13 protein-coding genes, 1 pseudogene and 1 riboswitch are annotated in these 16168 nt (G+C 68.0%); of the genes and pseudogenes, 6 read left to right on the top strand and 8 right to left on the bottom strand.

What is annotated here, in order from left to right:
- Positions 1-139 precede the first annotated feature (139 nt).
- Together IEY31_RS15370 and IEY31_RS15365 are read right to left on the bottom strand one after the other, a co-directional pair.
- On the bottom strand, positions 140-1261 hold the full coding sequence (locus tag IEY31_RS15370; RefSeq protein ID WP_188973542.1) for an oxidoreductase: 1122 nt from the start codon (positions 1259-1261) through the stop codon (positions 140-142).
- Positions 1262-1722: 461 nt separating this feature from the next.
- A complete protein-coding gene (locus IEY31_RS15365) occupies positions 1723-2154 on the bottom strand; it encodes a universal stress protein (RefSeq protein ID WP_188973540.1) in 432 nt (143 codons plus the stop codon).
- 275 nt (positions 2155-2429) lie between these two features.
- Here IEY31_RS15365 and IEY31_RS15360 point away from each other — a divergent pair, with 275 nt between their 5' ends.
- Positions 2430-3290 (top strand): AfsR/SARP family transcriptional regulator, encoded by an 861-nt coding sequence (locus tag IEY31_RS15360; RefSeq protein WP_188973538.1) that lies wholly within the window; start codon positions 2430-2432, stop codon positions 3288-3290.
- A gap of 176 nt (positions 3291-3466) precedes the next feature.
- Here IEY31_RS15360 and IEY31_RS15355 read toward each other — a convergent pair whose 3' ends face one another.
- Complete coding sequence (locus tag IEY31_RS15355) at positions 3467-3925, bottom strand: universal stress protein (protein ID WP_188973536.1); 459 nt, start codon at positions 3923-3925, stop codon at positions 3467-3469.
- Positions 3922-4143: pseudogene (locus IEY31_RS15350) on the bottom strand (SDR family oxidoreductase); the annotation flags it as partial. The gene IEY31_RS15355 and the pseudogene IEY31_RS15350, both read right to left, overlap by 4 nt.
- An 804-nt stretch (positions 4144-4947) precedes the next feature.
- Between IEY31_RS15350 and IEY31_RS15345 the strand changes: the two are divergent.
- The 4 genes from IEY31_RS15345 (at position 4948) to IEY31_RS18795 (ending at position 10212) form a co-directional block, all read left to right on the top strand.
- Positions 4948-7776: a cation-translocating P-type ATPase gene (locus IEY31_RS15345; protein ID WP_188973534.1), complete on the top strand. Its 2829-nt coding sequence runs from the start codon at positions 4948-4950 to the stop codon at positions 7774-7776.
- Positions 7773-8768, top strand: coding sequence for a sodium:calcium antiporter (locus tag IEY31_RS15340; protein ID WP_188973532.1), 996 nt, complete (start codon positions 7773-7775; stop codon positions 8766-8768). The genes IEY31_RS15345 and IEY31_RS15340 overlap by 4 nt, the downstream gene beginning before the upstream one ends.
- Positions 8769-9211: 443 nt before the next feature.
- The gene (locus tag IEY31_RS15335; RefSeq protein ID WP_229723686.1) at positions 9212-9931 is read left to right on the top strand and encodes an ankyrin repeat domain-containing protein; all 720 of its coding nucleotides are present in this window, start codon (positions 9212-9214) and stop codon (positions 9929-9931) included.
- Between the two features lie 137 nt (positions 9932-10068).
- Entirely contained in the window at positions 10069-10212 is a 144-nt protein-coding gene (locus IEY31_RS18795; RefSeq protein WP_229723684.1) for a hypothetical protein, read from the top strand.
- A 23-nt stretch (positions 10213-10235) separates the two neighbouring features.
- Here the strand turns inward: IEY31_RS18795 and IEY31_RS15330 are convergent, their stop codons facing one another.
- From IEY31_RS15330 to IEY31_RS15315, 4 genes are all read right to left on the bottom strand, one after another.
- The gene (locus tag IEY31_RS15330) at positions 10236-11537 is read right to left on the bottom strand and encodes an arsenic transporter (protein WP_188973530.1); all 1302 of its coding nucleotides are present in this window, start codon (positions 11535-11537) and stop codon (positions 10236-10238) included.
- A 5-nt stretch (positions 11538-11542) separates the two neighbouring features.
- Positions 11543-12013, bottom strand: coding sequence for an arsenate reductase ArsC (locus tag IEY31_RS15325; protein WP_268238965.1), 471 nt, complete (start codon positions 12011-12013; stop codon positions 11543-11545).
- Between the two features lie 4 nt (positions 12014-12017).
- A complete protein-coding gene (locus IEY31_RS15320) occupies positions 12018-12338 on the bottom strand; it encodes an ArsR/SmtB family transcription factor (RefSeq protein WP_188973528.1) in 321 nt (106 codons plus the stop codon).
- A gap of 170 nt (positions 12339-12508) precedes the next feature.
- On the bottom strand, positions 12509-14665 hold the full coding sequence (locus IEY31_RS15315; RefSeq protein ID WP_188973527.1) for a sensor histidine kinase: 2157 nt from the start codon (positions 14663-14665) through the stop codon (positions 12509-12511).
- A 199-nt stretch (positions 14666-14864) separates the two neighbouring features.
- Positions 14865-15013, top strand: a riboswitch (FMN riboswitch).
- Positions 15014-15064: 51 nt separating this feature from the next.
- Between IEY31_RS15315 and ribD the strand changes: the two genes are divergently transcribed.
- Positions 15065-16153 (top strand): bifunctional diaminohydroxyphosphoribosylaminopyrimidine deaminase/5-amino-6-(5-phosphoribosylamino)uracil reductase RibD, encoded by a 1089-nt coding sequence (gene ribD, locus IEY31_RS15310; RefSeq protein WP_229723682.1) that lies wholly within the window; start codon positions 15065-15067, stop codon positions 16151-16153.
- The last annotated feature ends 15 nt before the right edge of the window (positions 16154-16168 follow it).

Here is a 16168-nt window from a genome sequence, read left to right as displayed (position 1 = left end):
CACGTCGCGTCACACCCGATTCTGAACCCAGCAGATTCCCTCCCGCAATTTTGGATGGCCTGTCCTCCAGCCTCTAGAGCTGTGGGCACTCCATCACCGGAGTGAAGCGCTGGCCGCCCCGCCGATCAACACTGGGTTCTCAGACGGGAAATGCCACGCCGGTCAGCCGCTCCGAGACCTCCCACAGCTGCCGGGCCGTCTGAACGTCCTGAGAGTGCCGATTGGAGGCCACGCGCTGCGGGTGACCCGCAATCTCGGCCAGTCCGGACGGCCCGAAATACTGGCCGCCCTCCACCTCCGGCGCCGTTGCCGCGTAGATGCCGGGCAGCGCGCCCATCTCCTGCGTCTGGGCAAACAGTCCCATCAGGCCGTCGTTGCCGCCCTCGCCCTGAAGGCCGGTGGCGGCGTAGCCGGGATGGGCAGCCACCGCAATCGTCGTTTTTCCTGCCGCCTGCAACCGGCGCTGCAGCTCGTAGGTGAACAGCAGGTTGGCGAGCTTGCTCTGGCCGTAGGCGGGCATGGGGCGGTACTCGCGGGTCTTCCAGTTCAGGTCGTCGAACTCGATCTGTCCAAAGCGGTGCGCGATGCTGCTCAGGGTCACCACCCTTGCCCCGGGCGTGGCGTTCAGCAGCCCCATGAGCTGCGCCGTCAGCGCGAAGTGGCCCAGGTGGTTGACGCCGAACTGGGTCTCAAAGCCCTGCGCGGTCTCCCCCCGGGGGGGCACCATGATGCCGGCGTTGTTGACCAGCAGATCGAGCGTGTCGTATCTGCGCCTGAAATCCTCGGCAAACGCCCGCACCGAATCCAGATCGCCCAGATCCAGCGGCATGATCTCCACCCTACCGGAAGGGTCTGTGGCCAGGATGCGAATGGCGGCGGCCTCGGCCTTCTGCGCATTGCGGCAGGCCATGATCACGGTGGCGCCGTGCTGGGCCAGGGCGCGGGCCGTTTCGTAGCCCAGGCCGCTGTTGGCGCCAGTCACGATGGCCACCTTGCCGCCCTGGTCAGGGATGTCGGCCTCGGACCAAGCGCTCTTCTTGCGGCCTGCGGCAAAGTAGGCCAGGGGACCGAGGGTGTTCAGGAACAGGCCGGCGCGCCAGCCTGCCCGGCTGCCGTTGAGCTGGTCCGGCTGCCTGCGGTTCAGGTCCAGCCACGCGGCGGCAAACAGCCCGGCCTGAACGGTCCCTGCGGCGATGGTGGCGGTTTTCTGGGCGGCGCTGAGCTGATTCCAGCGCTGAATGGGTGTGCTGCGGTTCTGCATATGGATCTCCTGTGTCGGCCAGCGTAGAGCGGGGCGTGTCAGGCGAAGGTAACAGGCAACGGCATGAACCTGCCGAACGTCCCGGCTGCGCGTCTAAGCCAGCGCCGGAGCAGGCGTTCTGCTCTCCAGTTCTCCTGCACCCACCATCCGGGACATCTCCCGACGCCGGAATCGAGATCAATCATGCTGAACTGAGGTGCGGCGGGCCGGGTCGTTGCGGCTGTGGGTAAAATTCAGCTCCTCGCCCTCCACCTGACCCATTCTGAAGAGGCTGCCCGGCAACCGGCCTGCGTCCTTCCGGAGGGACCATTCAGGAACGCTGCGCCTGCGGAATACCCAACGAGCGGGGACTGGCCTGTCAAGCGCCGTCCCCTTGCACGCGCATTGCTGCGCGCCCACCCGACAGGGACCCGCTGATGGCCTGTTGGGGGCCACAGCAGTCTGGATGGAGAAGGGTGGTTTCAGGAACGGCCGACATCGCGCCAGCGCTGCAGGGGGTGGGGAGCAGGGCCCAACCCCTGCGGGGCCACCTGCACAGGCACACGCGTACCCAGCAGGACACCACAGGTCACGCGGCCCAGGGCGCGTCGCTCCGGGTCAGGGTGGCCATGTGCCCCCAGCATCAGCAGGTCAGCGTGCAGGTGCTCAGCCGCCGTCAGGATGGCGGTGACCACACCGTTGGGTGCCGGCACCACCAGACAGCCTGGGGGTTGCCGGCTGCAGCGGGCCAGCCCATTCAGTCGCCGGGCTGGCCCGTCCGGGCTCTGATCAGCGTCCAGGACATGCAGCAGGGTGACCCGGCCGCCCGACAGCCTGACCAGCGTGCAGGCCAGGTCTACAGCGCGCAGGCTGCACGGACCGAAATCGACGGGAACCAGGATATGTCTGAACACGTGGCTCTCCCCTTTGCTTCAAGTCGCCGGGATCACACCGGACTGGCCAGGAACTTGAGTGTTCCTTGACGGCGGCACAGCCGGGTCACCGATCAGCCTCTTCAGCGTGCTTCACCCGGTGCCGGGGGTTTTCAGCTATGCTGATCCTTGAACCGGGTATCACATTTCGTGGTCCACGCGCGTCTGAGAGAACGCTGGGCCTGATCACCGGCTTGAACGTGGTGGGTTGATGCGGGACAGCCCTGAATCTCCACCGGAAAGACCCGAGGTCTGCCATGCCCGACTTACACATCAAGACCTTCGGCCAGACGCAGGTGCTTGTGAACGGTCAGGAGGTGAAGTGGAGCGCCCAGAGCGCACGCGAACTGCTGCTGTACCTGCTGGCCTTTCCCGAGGGCCGCACCCGCGCCCAGACGTTGAATGACCTGTGGGGTCAGGATGTCACGGCATCCACCTGCAACCGCCTGCGGGTGACCCTTCACCGCCTGCGCGGCGCCCTGGGGCTTCCTGGCACCGTCTATGAACGCAATGGGCGCTATCAACTGGCCCCTGGGGTATGGCGCTCGTCGGATGTCTACGGCCTGTACGCGGCTTTGAACGAGGCGGAGCAACAGGGTGGGGCCTCCAACCGGATTCAGGCCCTTGGGAAGGCCATCGGGGCGTATGCGGGCGACTTTCTGGCTGAGGAAGAGGCCGAATGGGCCGTGCGCGCACGGGACGAACACAAGTCGGCCTATGTCCAGGCCAACCTGGAACTCAGCCTGTTGCATTGTCAGGGTGGAGCCTGCGCACATTCGGTGCATTCGCTGGTGAACGCGCTGCGCGCCGATCCCTACGTGGGTGAGCAGTATCACCAGCGCCTGATGGCCTGCCTGTCGGTCGTGGAGAGCAAGTACACCGCCATTGATCACTACCGCCGCTTCCTGAAGTTCTTGCATGATGAGGTGGACGACACCCCCATGGTGGACACGCAGGCGCTGGCCGTACGCGTCAGGGCGGGCGAGGCCATCTGTCAACGTGATGACGGCCCCCTTGGGCATCTGCCCCTGGCCCGCACCTGCCCCCTGACCCCGGACGGGCAGTGTCCCGGGGAACTGCAAACGCTGATCAATCAGGATGTTCGGTCCGGCCAGTGACGGCCGGGGGTCCAGGGCGCAAAGTGCCGGGTGACGGTCGAGCCCAGCTGCGGCGCGCCGAGGGCAGGCGGGGCCGGTTGGCCCCCACTTCCCGGACCCCATGCCGTTGACCCGGCAGAGCGTTGCGTGATCTTCCTTACCGCAGGTGCGGGAGGTGGTCCCGGGCCAGCGGGGTCCTAGCGTGTCTCTTCCACTGCGCGGACGGTTAGCACCGGCATCGGCGCGGCGCGCACCACCCCTTGCGCCACCGAACCAAAGAACAGGTGGCTCAGCCCGCGGCGTCCATGGGTGCCCAGCACGATCAGGTCAGCGCCCCAGCGCCGCGCCTCGTCGAGCAGCGCGGTTGCAGGGTGGCCAGCCACGCAACATGAGGTTTCGCCGGCTTCACACAGGACTTCCAGGCGCACGCGCCCCCGCTCGGTGTCGCTGGGTTCGCTGTTGTCCACGGTCAGGAGGTCCAGCGCTGTGGGCGCCGTGGGACCAGCGGCCGCAACGTACATCAGGCGCCGCCGGGCCTCTGGAAAGTGTTGGCGTGCCGTGTGCAGCGCCTGCCTGCTGCACACCGAGAAATCGATACCGATCAGCACCTGATTGAACACCGCGTCCTCCCCTTCCCGTCCCCGGGAACCTGTCACTGCGCCGTGTACCCGCCGTCAACCACCACTTCCGAATCTGTCATGAACGACGCCTCGTTGGAGGCCAGAAAGGCAACAACCGCCGCCACCTCCTCGGCGCGCCCCAGTCGGCCTGCCGGATGCAGGGCAACAAGTCCGGCGAGGAGCCCGTCGTGGTGGCCAGACTGTGTGGCGTAGTCCCGAACCATCGGCGTGTCGATAAAGCCTGAATGCACGGAGTTGACGCTGACTCGGCAGCCTTGGCCATGCTAGGACTGCTTCGCTCCACCGGTGTCCTGACCCTCTTCGTCCGCTGATTGTCGCTGGCGTGGGCCTTCCAGCAAGGTTGAGTTGATGCGTGGTCACCTGCCCCTCCCAGACCCGGTTGAACGGCCCGGGCATGGGATTCACGGTAAGGATGCGGCATTACCGTTGCGTTACCAGCGTGGAAAGCCGGGCCTCAGGTCAGGCACCGCCGCCTGGGCCATGCAGATTGCCGGTGCGTCTGGCGGCCCACCTGGCCTTGACGGGCAGCGCCCTGCCGAGGCTCCCGGCAGGGTCCGAAGCGGTTCGTAACACGTCAACGACTCTGGCCACTTACGGAGGGCAGAAGACCGCATCTGGGCCTGTCTGGTAACGCAACGGTAATGCGCGGACGGGACCCTGAAGCTCAGGCGTCGGCAGGACCATAACCGCGCGACGGCCACGACCGCGACAGGCGCCGGGACTCAGCCTTGGGAGGTCAACGGTGACCATGGTTTTTGGCTGTAAGGCAGGTGCGCTCAATCGGGTTCCCAGGGGCGGTCCCACGTTGACCCGCAGCCGGGCGGCCGCGAAGGCCGGCGTCCAGAGGCATGACCCGGGGGGTTGGATCAGGGTTCATCTGCACCTGCTGGCCGGTATCGGTGGACTGCTGAGCCGTGATCGCCGTCCGCTGGCCGGGTTCAGCGCCCACTGGCCCAGACTCGTTCCCCACCCGTGTCCGGCCAGTGTTTCGTTTGACACTTCGCAGCAGCGTCCCCGGCCCCATCCCTGGAGGATTGATGTCCACTCCCACCCCAACTCCGCGCAGCCGCCCGAACGCCCGCCTCCCCCGCCGTGACAGCGGGGACGTTCAGGTGACCGCATGGCACGCCCTGACGGCTGCTGACGTCCTTGCGCGGCTCGGCAGCGCCAAAGGCACTGGCCTGGATGAGAGTGTAGCTGCGGGGCGCCTGGAACGAGAGGGTCCCAATACGCTGCCCGATCCCGAAGTCACGTCGCCCTGGCGCATTCTGGCTGGTCAGTTCACCGATACCCTGGTGTTGCTGCTGCTGGCGGCCGCTGCCGTCTCGCTGGCGCTGGGCGAGCGGGCCGAGGTTATCGCCATTCTGGTGATCGTGGTGCTCAACGCCGGGCTAGGCTTCATGCAGGAATACCGCGCCGAACGGGCGGTGGCGGCCCTGCGCCAACTGGCCGTACCCGTGGTGCGGGTGCGCCGGGGTGGGCGGACCCGGGAGCTTCCGGCGAGTGCGCTGGTGTCCGGGGACGTGGCGCTGCTGGAAGCGGGGAACCTGGTGCCCGCCGACGGCCGCGTGATCGAGAGCGCGGGCCTGCAGCTACAGGAGGCGGCCCTGACCGGCGAGTCGTGGCCCGTGGCCAAGGCCGCCGGCATTCTCGGGTCCGCCACGCCGCTCGCCGAGCGGCTGAACATGGTCTACCTGGGCACGGCCGTGAGCGCGGGACGAGGCGTGATGGTGGTGACGGGCACCGGCGTCCGGAGTGAGCTGGGCCGCCTGGCGGGAGCACTTGCGGCCGCCGTTCGCCCGCCGACGCCCCTGCAGCGTCGGTTGGCCCGGCTGGGCCGCAGCCTGACCTTCGCGGCCCTGGCGCTGGTTGCGGTGGTGTACGCCCTGGGTTCGCTGCGCGGCGAGAACCCGCAGACCCTGCTGCTGACGGCCCTGGCCCTGGCGGTCGCTGTGGTGCCGGAGGGTCTGCCGGCCATGGCCACCATCACGCTGGCCCTTGGGGCCCGGCGCATGTTGCGGCGCCGGGTCCTGATCCGCAAGCTGCCTGCGGTAGAGACATTGGGATCGGTCACGGTCATCTGTTCAGACAAGACCGGCACCCTGACCCAGAACCGCATGACCGTCAGTGCGCTGGACGTGGCGGGGCACCGGCTGCATGTAGATACGCTGTTAAACGGCGGTGCGGAACTGGGTACGGAACTGGAGAAGCAGCCAGACGCTTGTGCCGGCTGGGGGCCGGGTGCTGAACGTCTGGGATTGCCTCCCGCCGCGTTGCCCTTACTGATTGCCGGGGCGCTGTGTAGCGACGCCGAACTGGGCCCACTGGCAGCGGTACCACCGACGGGGCCTCAGGCCGTGGGCGAACCCACCGAGGCCGCGCTGGTGGTCGCGGCGGCCCGGTTTGGTCTGTTCCAGGGGGGCCTCCGCGCGGCGCTCCCCCGTGTGGATGAGCGCCCCTTTGACCCGGGCCGGCGGCGCATGACAACCCTTCATCAGGCCGCCGGCGCCTGGCCCCAGACCTGGCCGCTGCCCCCGGCCCCGTATCTGAGCCTGACCAAGGGGGCCGCCGACAGCCTGCTGACCGTGTGCACGCAGGTGCTGACCGAAGACGGAATTGAACCCCTGACGGCGTCCTGGCGGGAACGCATTCTCGCGGCGCACAACCGGCTGGCCGGACGCCAGATGCGGGTGCTGGGTGTGGCGTGTCGCCTTCTGGAGGCGGTGCCGGCAGACCTGGAGGAGGACCTGATCTTCGTGGGTCTGTTCGGGATGCTCGATCCCCCACGTCCTGATGTGCGCGAGGCTATCGCGACCTGTACGGCGGCAGGCATCCGCCCAGTCATGATCACGGGTGACCATCCACTCACCGCACTGGAAATCGCCCGCGATCTGGGCATTGTTGGAAGTGGAAGTCCTGGGGACCAGGTGCTGACCGGCGCGGAGATTGAGGACCTGAGTAAAGAGGCGCTGGCCCAGCATGTGGCCACGGTGTCGGTGTACGCCCGGGTCGCGCCCCACCACAAGACCCGGATCGTCCGGGCACTCCAGGGACGCGGCGAACTGGTCGCCATGACCGGAGACGGCGTCAATGACGCGCCCGCCCTGAAGCAGGCCGACATTGGCGTGGCGATGGGCATCGGCGGCACCGACGTCGCCAAGGAGGCCGCCTCGATGGTGCTGCTGGACGACAACTTCTCGACCATCGTCCGGGCCGTTCGGGAAGGCCGGGTTATTTTTGACAACATCCGCAAGTTCGTGAAGTTTGCCCTGGCTGGCAATCTCGCCGAGATCTGGCCGCTGCTGGTGGGGCCCCTGATGGGCATGCCGCTTCCGCTGTTGCCGCTGCAGATTCTCTGGATCAACCTGCTGACCGACGGGCTCCCCGGGCTGGCGCTGGGTGCCGAGCGGGCGGAGGCGGGCGTCATGCTCCGCGGGCCGACGCCGCCGGATGCCAGTCTCTTTGGCGCTGGAGTCGGCCGTCATATCCTGTGGGTGGGCCTGCTGATCGGATCAGTGTCGCTGGGCGTCGGGTATCTGTACTGGCGGGCTGGGCTGGACACCTGGCAGACCATGGTGTTTGCCACCCTGACCCTGTCGCAGATGGGACATGTGCTGGCGGTCCGCTCGGGCCGCGAATCCCTGTTCCGGCAGGGCCTGGCCTCCAACCCGGCGCTTGGCGGCGCAGTCGCGCTGACCACGCTGCTGCAACTGGCCGTCATCTACCTGCCGGCCCTGCAGACTGTATTTCAGACGCGTCCACTGCCTGCGGCTGACCTTGCACTTGCGCTGGCGCTGTCCACGGCAGCGTTCTGCGCCGTTGAGCTGGAGAAATGGATGGTTCGGCGACGCGGAGCCCGGCAGTGATCTGGCTGGCGTTCGCGCTGGTGGCGGGAATCACCGTGGCGGCCGGAACGGTGCTGGCGCGGACCGGGGACATTCTGGCTGAGAAGACCAAAATGGGCCGGACCTGGACGGGCCTGATTCTGGTGGCCGCCACCACCAGCCTGCCCGAACTGTTTACCGGCGCCAGCGCCGCTGTGCAGGACCTACCGGACCTTGCGCTGGGGGACGTGCTGGGCAGCTCCATGTTCAATCTGCTGATCCTGTCTATGCTGGACATGCTGGGCGGACGGGTTCCTCTCTCGGCGCGCGCCAACCAGGGGCACGCGCTCACCATCGGGCTGGGCATGCTGCTGGTGGGTGTGGTGGGTCTGGGGCTGCTGGCCCCCCTGCCGTCTGTCGGCTGGATTGGGGCAATGACCCCGGTGATACTCGGAATCTATCTGCTGGCAGCGCGGTTGATCTTCCTGTTTGAACGTCGCCGTCAGACCCAGCAGGCCAGCCGGCTGGCCGCTGAACTGCGGTATGCCCATGTGCCGCTGGCCAGCGCGGTGCGGCGTTACGCCCTGGCCGCCGCCGTGGTGATTGCTGCTGCTGTCACGCTGCCCGGCATCGGGGAACAGCTTGCCCGCGACACCGGACTGGGTCAGGCGCTGGTCGGCAATCTGCTGATTGCCATCACGACCTCGCTGCCCGAGGTCGCCGTCTCGCTGGCCGCCGTCCGGCTGGGCGCACTTGACCTGGCCATCGGGAACATTCTGGGCAGCAATCTGTTCAACATGCTGATCGTGGCCGTCGACGACGTATTTTTAACCAGTGGGCCGCTGCTTTCAAGCGTGACGGGAAGCAGCCATCTGGTGTCGGTGCTGGCCGTTCTGATCATGAATGCCCTGCTCTTGATCGGCCTGACCTATCACGCTCTGAAAAAGCAGCTGGTCGTGGCGTGGGACACGGCGGGCATCGCCCTGACCTATCTGGTGGCCGTGGCGCTGATCTTTGCCCTGCGGGGAGGCTAGGCCGTCGGCTCGCTGGGGAAGGCCCCGCAGACGAACCCCGCGGTTTCCGGCGAACTGCAGGGAGCGGCGGAAAGCCGGTGCTCGCACATGCCCCCTGAGTTCGCCGGAGTGGGTCCGGCTGCTGACACGGCTGCCGTCCCGTAAGGTACTGAGGGCTGTCCTGACTGCTGGCCCTGGCTTTTTTCATCCCGCTGCTGGGCACCGGCGGCAACATCGGCAGCCAGATCACCACCACCCTCGTCCGCGCGATGGCGGTGGAGGGATTGACGCTGCGTGACCTACTTCCTGATTGCCCGGGCCGTCCTGGGCTTGTAGCCACCCCCGGTGGCTGGGCACCTGCACTGCGGTCATTGACGCGGCGTGCTCCCGCGCCCAGCACGGCGGTCCGTGCGGCGCCGGCAGTTGGCCACCGGGGGTGGAGGGTGGACGTTAAGCTGTGCGGTATGACGCCGCTCAGGGGATGGATGCTGGCCCTGGCCCTGCTGGGCGGCCTCTTGCCGTGGCTGGGGGCCTTCACCGGCAGCGCGAAGGGGGGCAGGATGACCACCGCCTACCAGAATGACAGGTTAAACGCGCAGCTTCTTCAGGCCGCCGAGGGCGGTGACCTGAACAGGGTCCAGGTGCTGCTGAAGGCAGGTGCGTCTGCGGTCGCCGCGGACAGGAACGGGCGCACCGCCCTGACCTGGGCCGCAAAGGGCGACCACGTCGCTGTGGCGCGGGTGCTGGTGGCGGCAGGCGCGGACCCCGATCCCCAGGACACGGAGGGCAACAACGCCCTGCTGGTCACGGGTGAGACCGGCAGCGTGGCGATGCTGCGCGAGATCCTGAAGGCCAGGCCAGACCTGACCCGGACCAACCGCTTCGGCGGCACCGCCCTGATCCCTGCCGCTGACCGAGGCCACCTGCCGTACGTCCGCGAACTGCTGCGGACCTCGAACATCAACGTGAACCACGTGAACAATCTGGGCTGGACCGCCCTGCTGGAAGCGGTGATTCTGGGCGACGGCGGCCCCACCCACACTGAGATCGTGCGCGAGCTGCTGGCCCACGGCGCGGACCGAAATATTGCGGACCGCGGCGGCGTCACGCCGTTGCAACACGCCCGGCAGCGCGGGTACGCCGGGATGGTCAGGCTGCTGGCCGACAGCGCCGGGCGCCCCTGAACCCCTTCGCCCAGTGGGTTCACTGTGTCCAGGTTGAGGTGGCGGGTCAGGGCGGCCAGGGTCTGGTCTCCCTCGCGGGCCAGGGTGGTCGGTACGCTGCACCGGGTGGCGGAACCCACGTCGCAGCACGCGAGGTTGTGCTGCTGAAGTTCGGTGAACAGCCGGGGGATGGTCCGCAGCGTTTCGGCCGCCTGGGCCGCCGTACCCCGCTGGTTGTTGCCAACTACAACATCCATGGTCACAGTGTGGGCGGAGGACATATCGTTGTCAAAAACAACTAAGTAAGGGCCAGACCCTCAGGCCCTCACCAGGACAACCTCAGCGCCAGGGCGCCGAGCGTCACGAGCAGCACCGGCACGGTCAGGACGATGCCCACCCTGAAATACTGACCCCACCCGATGCGGATGCCCTTGCCTGCCAGCACATGCAGCCACAGCAGCGTGGCGAGGCTGCCGATGGGCGTGATTTTCGGCCCCAGGTCATTGCCGATGACGTTCGCGTAGATCATGCCCTGCTTCACGGTTCCCGTCGCCTGACTGGCGTCAATGGCCAGCGCGCCGATCAGGACGCTGGGCATGTTGTTCATTGCGCTGGAAACAGCGGCCATCAGCAACCCCGTGCCGAAGGTGGCGGCCCACAGGCCCTGCGCGGCGAGGCCGTCAAGCCAACCGGCCAGGACGTCGGTCAGGCCCGCATTCCTCAGGCCGTAAACCACCAGATACATGCCCAGCGAGAACATCACGATCTGCCACGGCGCACCTTTCAGGACGCGGCGGGTGTCGATCACCCGCCCACGAGCGGCCACCCCCCACAGCAGCGCCGCGCCGGAGGTGGCCACTGCACTCACGGGAATCCCCAGGGACTCAGCGGTGAAGTAGCCCACCAGCAACAGTCCCAGTACCCCCCAGCCCACCTGAAACACCCGCTGGTCCCGGATGGCGCTGCCCGGCACCTCCAGGACTTGTGGATTGTACCGGGGGGGCAACTGTCGGCGAAACATCAGATACAGCGCTCCCAAACTGGCCAGGATGGCGGCCAGATCCACAGGCACCATGATGGCGGCGTAGGCTCCGAAGTCCAGGTCGAAATAGTCGGCGCTGACGATGTTGACCAGGTTGCTGATGACCAGCGGCAGGCTGGCGCTATCAGCAATAAATCCTGTGGCGAGGATGAACGCCAGGGTGGCCCTGGGCCGGAAGCCCAGGGCGGTGAGCATCGCCAGCACGATGGGCGTGAGAATCAGCGCCGTGCCGTCGTTGGCGAACAGGGCGCTGACCACTGCGCCCAGTAGCACCACCAGCGCAAAGAGCAGATGGCCGCGCCCGCCGCCCCAGCGGGCGACGTGCAGCGCCGCCCACCTGAAAAAACCCGCCTCATCCAGAATCAGACTGATGATGATGAGGGCGATAAAGGTCAACGTCGCGTTCCAGACGATGGCCCAGACCACGGGGATGTCCGCCAGATGGACGACGCCCGCGAGCAGCGCCAGCGCCGCGCCGAGGGCCGCGCTCCAGCCAATGCCCAGACCGTCCGGCTGCCACCGCAACCGGGGCTGCCAGATCACCAGCACCAGGGTGAAGAGAAAGATCAGGACTGCGGTCAGCACAGTAGTTACTGGGCCGTCACGGCAGGGCTGTCCTGGTAACTTTCGGGCAGAGGCTGCCCCCGCTCGATGGTCCGCACCACCCGGTCAAGCTGCACGCCCAGTTGGTCCCGCACCGCGCGCCAGCGCTCCAGACTGCCGCCGCTGGGGTCCATGAAGGGGTAGTGCCGCCGCACCGTCTGCCCTGGATACACCGGGCACGTTTCGGCGGCGCTGTCGCAGACCGTAATCACGTAATCGAAGTTCCAGGGATCGGGCACGTCGTACAGCGTCTTGCTGGTGTGGGTGGACAGGTCCAGCCCAACTTCGGCCATCACCGTGCAGGCGTCGTCCTTGACGCGGGTGGCCTCGGTACCGGCCGAATGAACCTCCAGGGGCAGACCAGCCCGCCGGGCGGTCTCGCGGGTGAGGGCCTCGGCCATCTGCGAGCGGGCGCTGTTGTGGGTGCACAGAATCAGGAGGCGTGGTGGGGTAGGCACGGCCTCAGCATATCGACTTTGTTTGATGCGTCAAGGCGGGGGACTCGACAAAGATCTCGCTGAGCAGCGCGCCGCCCAGCCCAAAGAACTTCTCCTGCTGCAGGGCGTAATAGGTGTTCTTGCCGCGCTGCTCGGCCCTGATTAGCCCGGCGTCGCGCAGAACCGCGAGATGGTACGACACCTTCGACTGGGGCAGGGTCAGCAGAGCCTCGAGGTCGCAGACGCAGCGTTCGCCCCCGGCCAGGTAACGCAGCAGTTCAAAGCGGATCTCATGCGAGAGGGCCTTGAGCTGGTCGAGCACGGTGGGCGCTGTCCGCGTGGTCATCCATTCACTCTAATGGATGCGATGAGACGGCGTCCGGGGGAGGTCAGTGGTCCAGCGGTTCAAGGGTTCCCACGCTTCATCGGGTCTGGTGGCTGCCCGGGCCCGCTGAATGTGCTGGGGGCACCGGTCGGGCGCGGCCCCCTGGCCGGATGTGCTCGGCCTCTCCCGGTTCAGGGCAGCTTCGGGAGCGTGAAGCTGAACGTCGCGCCCTCGCCGGGCCGGGCGGTGGCCGAGACCTCGCCGCCGTGCCGCACGACGATGCGCCGGACATTGGCCAGCCCCACCCCGGTGCCTTCGAAGTCGTCCTGCCGGTGCAGCCGCTGGAAAACGCCGAACAACCGCTCGGCGTAGCGGGGGTCAAAGCCCACCCCGTTGTCCCGGACAACCACCTTCCAGCTGTCCGGCTGCTCCTCGGCCCACAGCTCGATCAACGCGGTGTCCTGTTTGCTGCTGTACTTCAGGGCGTTGGACAGCAGGTTGACCAGCACCTGACGCAGCATCGTGGGATCGCCCGTGACCTGCGGCAGCGGACCGATCTGCCACTGAACCGGCCGGCCGTCCGTCTCGGTGGCCAGCGCCGCGCGGGCCTCCTCGGTCAGGTGGTTCAGATCGACCGGGCCGGTCCGCAGCGGCAGCTGGGCCGTGCGCGACAGGTTCAGCATGGCCTCCAGCAGCCGGTCCATGCGCTGCACGGCGTCCTGCACCACCGCGAGGTAGCGGGCCGCCTTTGGGTCGGTGGTGTGGCCCAGGTGCTTGTGCAGCAGCTGCGTGAACCCTGCGATGTGCCGCAGTGGGGTCCGCAGGTCATGCGAAACGCTGTAGGCGAAGGCCTCCAGTTCATCGTTGGCGTCTTTCAGGGCGCGGGTGCGCTCCCGGACCCTCATCTCCAGGTGCGTGTTGAGCTCGGCGATGTTCGCCTCGGCCAGCCGCGGCCCGGTGACGTCCTGGATCAGCCCCAGGACGTGGTTGGAGGCCCCGTCCCCGCCGTCCATGGTCTGGCCCCGCGCCCAGATCCAGCGCACCTCTCCGTCCACCCGGCGGATGCGGCACTGGAAGTCCCAGGTGTCACCGCGCTCCAGCGCAGCGCTGTACTTGCGGTCCACTTCCGCGCGGTCTTCCGGGAGGACGTGGTTGAGGAAGGTCTGGTAGGTCCAGGCCGGGTGTCCCTGCGGATACCCGAAGATCTCGTCGTGCCGCAGGGTCCTGGTGGCCACCTGGGTGCGGGTGTCGAGTTCCCAGGCGCCCAGTCCGGCGGCCTCCAGCGCAAAGTGAAGCCGGCTGCGGCTGGCCAGCAGGGCGGCGTTCGCGTCGGCACGCGCCTCGCCCTCACGGTGCTCGCGGCCCAGTGCCAGGCCCAGACTGCGGACGGCGGCCTCCAGGATGTTGCGGTGACGTGGGGTCAGGGCGTCTGGTCCGTCCGCGACGAATCCGAAGATGCCGCGCACCTCCGAGGCCCACCGGAGCGGAAGCATCGCCGCGTGTGGGTTGGCCTGCGCGGGCCCGTCCGGGCGGCCGGGGTAGTGCGGCTCGCCGGTCTCGAGGGGAATCCTGAGATGGGCGGTGTCGTGGGGCAGGGTGTCGTGGCCGCTCCCGCTCTGGTCGTCGGCGCCGCCGGCAGAGACGAGACTTCTGACATGCCAGCCCCCGCCGCTCCGTTCGTAATACGCCATGTGGCCAGCGGGCAGATACTCCAGCAGCAGCTGTTGCAGATGCCGGATCAACGCGCCTGCCGTCCGGTCTGCCGTAGGAGCCTGCACGAACTGCTCGATCAGGGCCAGGGAGCGGGAGCGCGCCTCCAGTTCAATGCGCTGCTCCTGAAGCTGCCGCCGCGCGTGAACCTCCGTGGTGGTGTCCAGCACCGTCACCAGGACGCCCCCCACGGCGCCGCTCTCGTCGTGAACGGGGCTGAAGCCCAGCGTGACGTACGCCTCCTGCGTTCCCCCCCTGGGGGACAGGGGCAGGCGCTGGTCGGTGAAGCGGAACGTCTCGCCGCGCCGCACACCCTGGAACTGGGGTCCGAAGACGGCCCACAGCTCAGGCCAGGAACGCGGAAGGCCGCGCCCCAGGGTGCCCGCATGCCGCTCGCCGATCATGTCCAGGCACGCGTCGTTGAACAGCGGCGTGAAGTCCTGTCCCCACAACAGCGCCGTGGGAAACGCGCCGCTCAGCGTGAGGCCCACAGCCGTGCGCAGGCTCTGGGGCCAGCGCTCCGGGACCCCCAGCGGCGTGCCGGCCCAGTCGTGGGCGCGCATCCGGGCCGCCATGACGCTGTCGCCGGGAAAGGTAAACGGGACCGCTGGTGCCGGTGGGAAGGAGGGGTCACTCACGAGGAATGGTCAGCATAGAGGCTGCGGGACGCGCCTGCCAGTATCAGACCTGACGGTCTGAACAGGCAGGTGACGTCGGAGCCGGCGGGTGCGGGGGCGCTGCCCCCTGACCGCCCCCCTGCATGTCGGTTCGTCTGCACCGCCTACATTGTCCCCCGCCAAACCTGCTACCGTCACTGAGGCCCGCCTGCGGGTGGGCCGCTTCCTTCGGGGCAGGGCGAAATTCCCTACCGGCGGTGATGGCCCCAGGCCTCAGCCCGCGAAGCCCGCGCAAACTGCACCACGCGCAGGCCCGATCCCGTGAAATTCGGGAGCCGACGGTCACAGTCCGGATGAGAGAAGGAGGAACGTCACTCTGCCCACCCCGGTGGGTGACGACAACCCATGTATACAGAGAAAATGCCGCCCGGAAGGGTGGCGGCGGCCCTGTCCGCAGACGAGCGCTGGATGACGCTCGCGCTGGATCTGGCCGCCAGAGGACTCGGGCGAACGGCCCCCAACCCACCTGTGGGCTGCGTGATCGTTCAGGATGACGAGGTGGTGGGATGGGGCTTTCACCCCAGGGCGGGTGAGGCGCACGCGGAGGTGTTCGCGCTGCGCGGCGCTGCAGCGCGTGCCCGCGGCGCCACCGCCTACGTGACCCTGGAACCGTGCAGCCACCACGGCCGCACCCCGCCCTGCGCGGACGCCCTGATTGCGTCGGGCGTCCGGCGCGTGGTGGTCTCTGCCCTGGACCCGGACCCCAGGGTGGCCGGGCGCGGCGTGCAGGCGCTGCGCGACGCTGGGATCGATGTGAACGTGGGGGTGCTGGAGGCTGGTGCGCTGCGTCAGCAGGCCGGCTTCCGCAGCCTGACCCTCCGGGGCCGTCCCTGGGTGGTGGCCAAGTACGCCATGACCCTTGACGGCAAGGTGGCCGCGCTGGGGGAGGGCAACGGAGCGGTCAGCGGCGAGGCGGCGCGGGCGCGGTCCATGACCTGGCGCGACGCGCTGGACGCTGTGGCCGTCGGCAGCGGCACCCTGCACAGCGATGACCCGGCCCTGACCACGCGGGGGGTCTGTGGGGGCCGTGACCCGCGCCCAGTCGTGTTTGATCGCCGTGCCCGGTCCAGTTCACAGGCCCGCGCATGGCGTCCGGGCAGCCTTCTCGTGACGGCTCCCGACGCCGAGACATCGGCTTTTGAGGCGGCGGGCGTGACCATCGTGCGGGCCGCGACGCCCCTGGAGGCCCTCACCGGGCTGGGCCGCCTGAATATTTCCAGCGTGCTGCTGGAAGGCGGGCCAACGCTGCTCAGCGCCTTTCTGGACGCCGGACTGGTGGACGAGGTGCGGGTCTTCATCGCTCCCAAACTGCTGGGACATGGTCTACCGCCGCTCACGTCGCCTGCCCGCCCCATGCACGAGTCCCAGCCCCTGCGCGACGTGACCGTGGAGACGCTGGGCACGGACGTCCTCGTGACGGGACTGTTGAGCGACATTCCCCGGCTCTGACGCGCCCTTCCCTCC

The sequence above is a fragment of the Deinococcus aerolatus genome, assembly GCF_014647055.1.
Lineage (GTDB): Bacteria > Deinococcota > Deinococci > Deinococcales > Deinococcaceae > Deinococcus > Deinococcus aerolatus.
Note: the sequence above shows the minus strand (reverse complement) of the source record. Positions and strands in the feature narration are given on the sequence as shown.

Excerpts from the sequence above, each read along its gene's own strand:
- IEY31_RS15335 (WP_229723686.1), top strand. The coding sequence starts at position 9,212 with ATGACGCCGCTCAGGGGATGGATGCTGGCCCTGGCCCTGCTGGGCGGC.
- IEY31_RS15320 (WP_188973528.1), bottom strand. The coding sequence starts at position 12,338 with ATGACCACGCGGACAGCGCCCACCGTGCTCGACCAGCTCAAGGCCCTC.
- IEY31_RS15360 (WP_188973538.1), top strand. The coding sequence starts at position 2,430 with ATGCCCGACTTACACATCAAGACCTTCGGCCAGACGCAGGTGCTTGTG.
- IEY31_RS15345 (WP_188973534.1), top strand. The coding sequence starts at position 4,948 with ATGTCCACTCCCACCCCAACTCCGCGCAGCCGCCCGAACGCCCGCCTC.
- ribD (WP_229723682.1), top strand. The coding sequence starts at position 15,065 with ATGCCGCCCGGAAGGGTGGCGGCGGCCCTGTCCGCAGACGAGCGCTGG.
- IEY31_RS15370 (WP_188973542.1), bottom strand. The coding sequence starts at position 1,261 with ATGCAGAACCGCAGCACACCCATTCAGCGCTGGAATCAGCTCAGCGCC.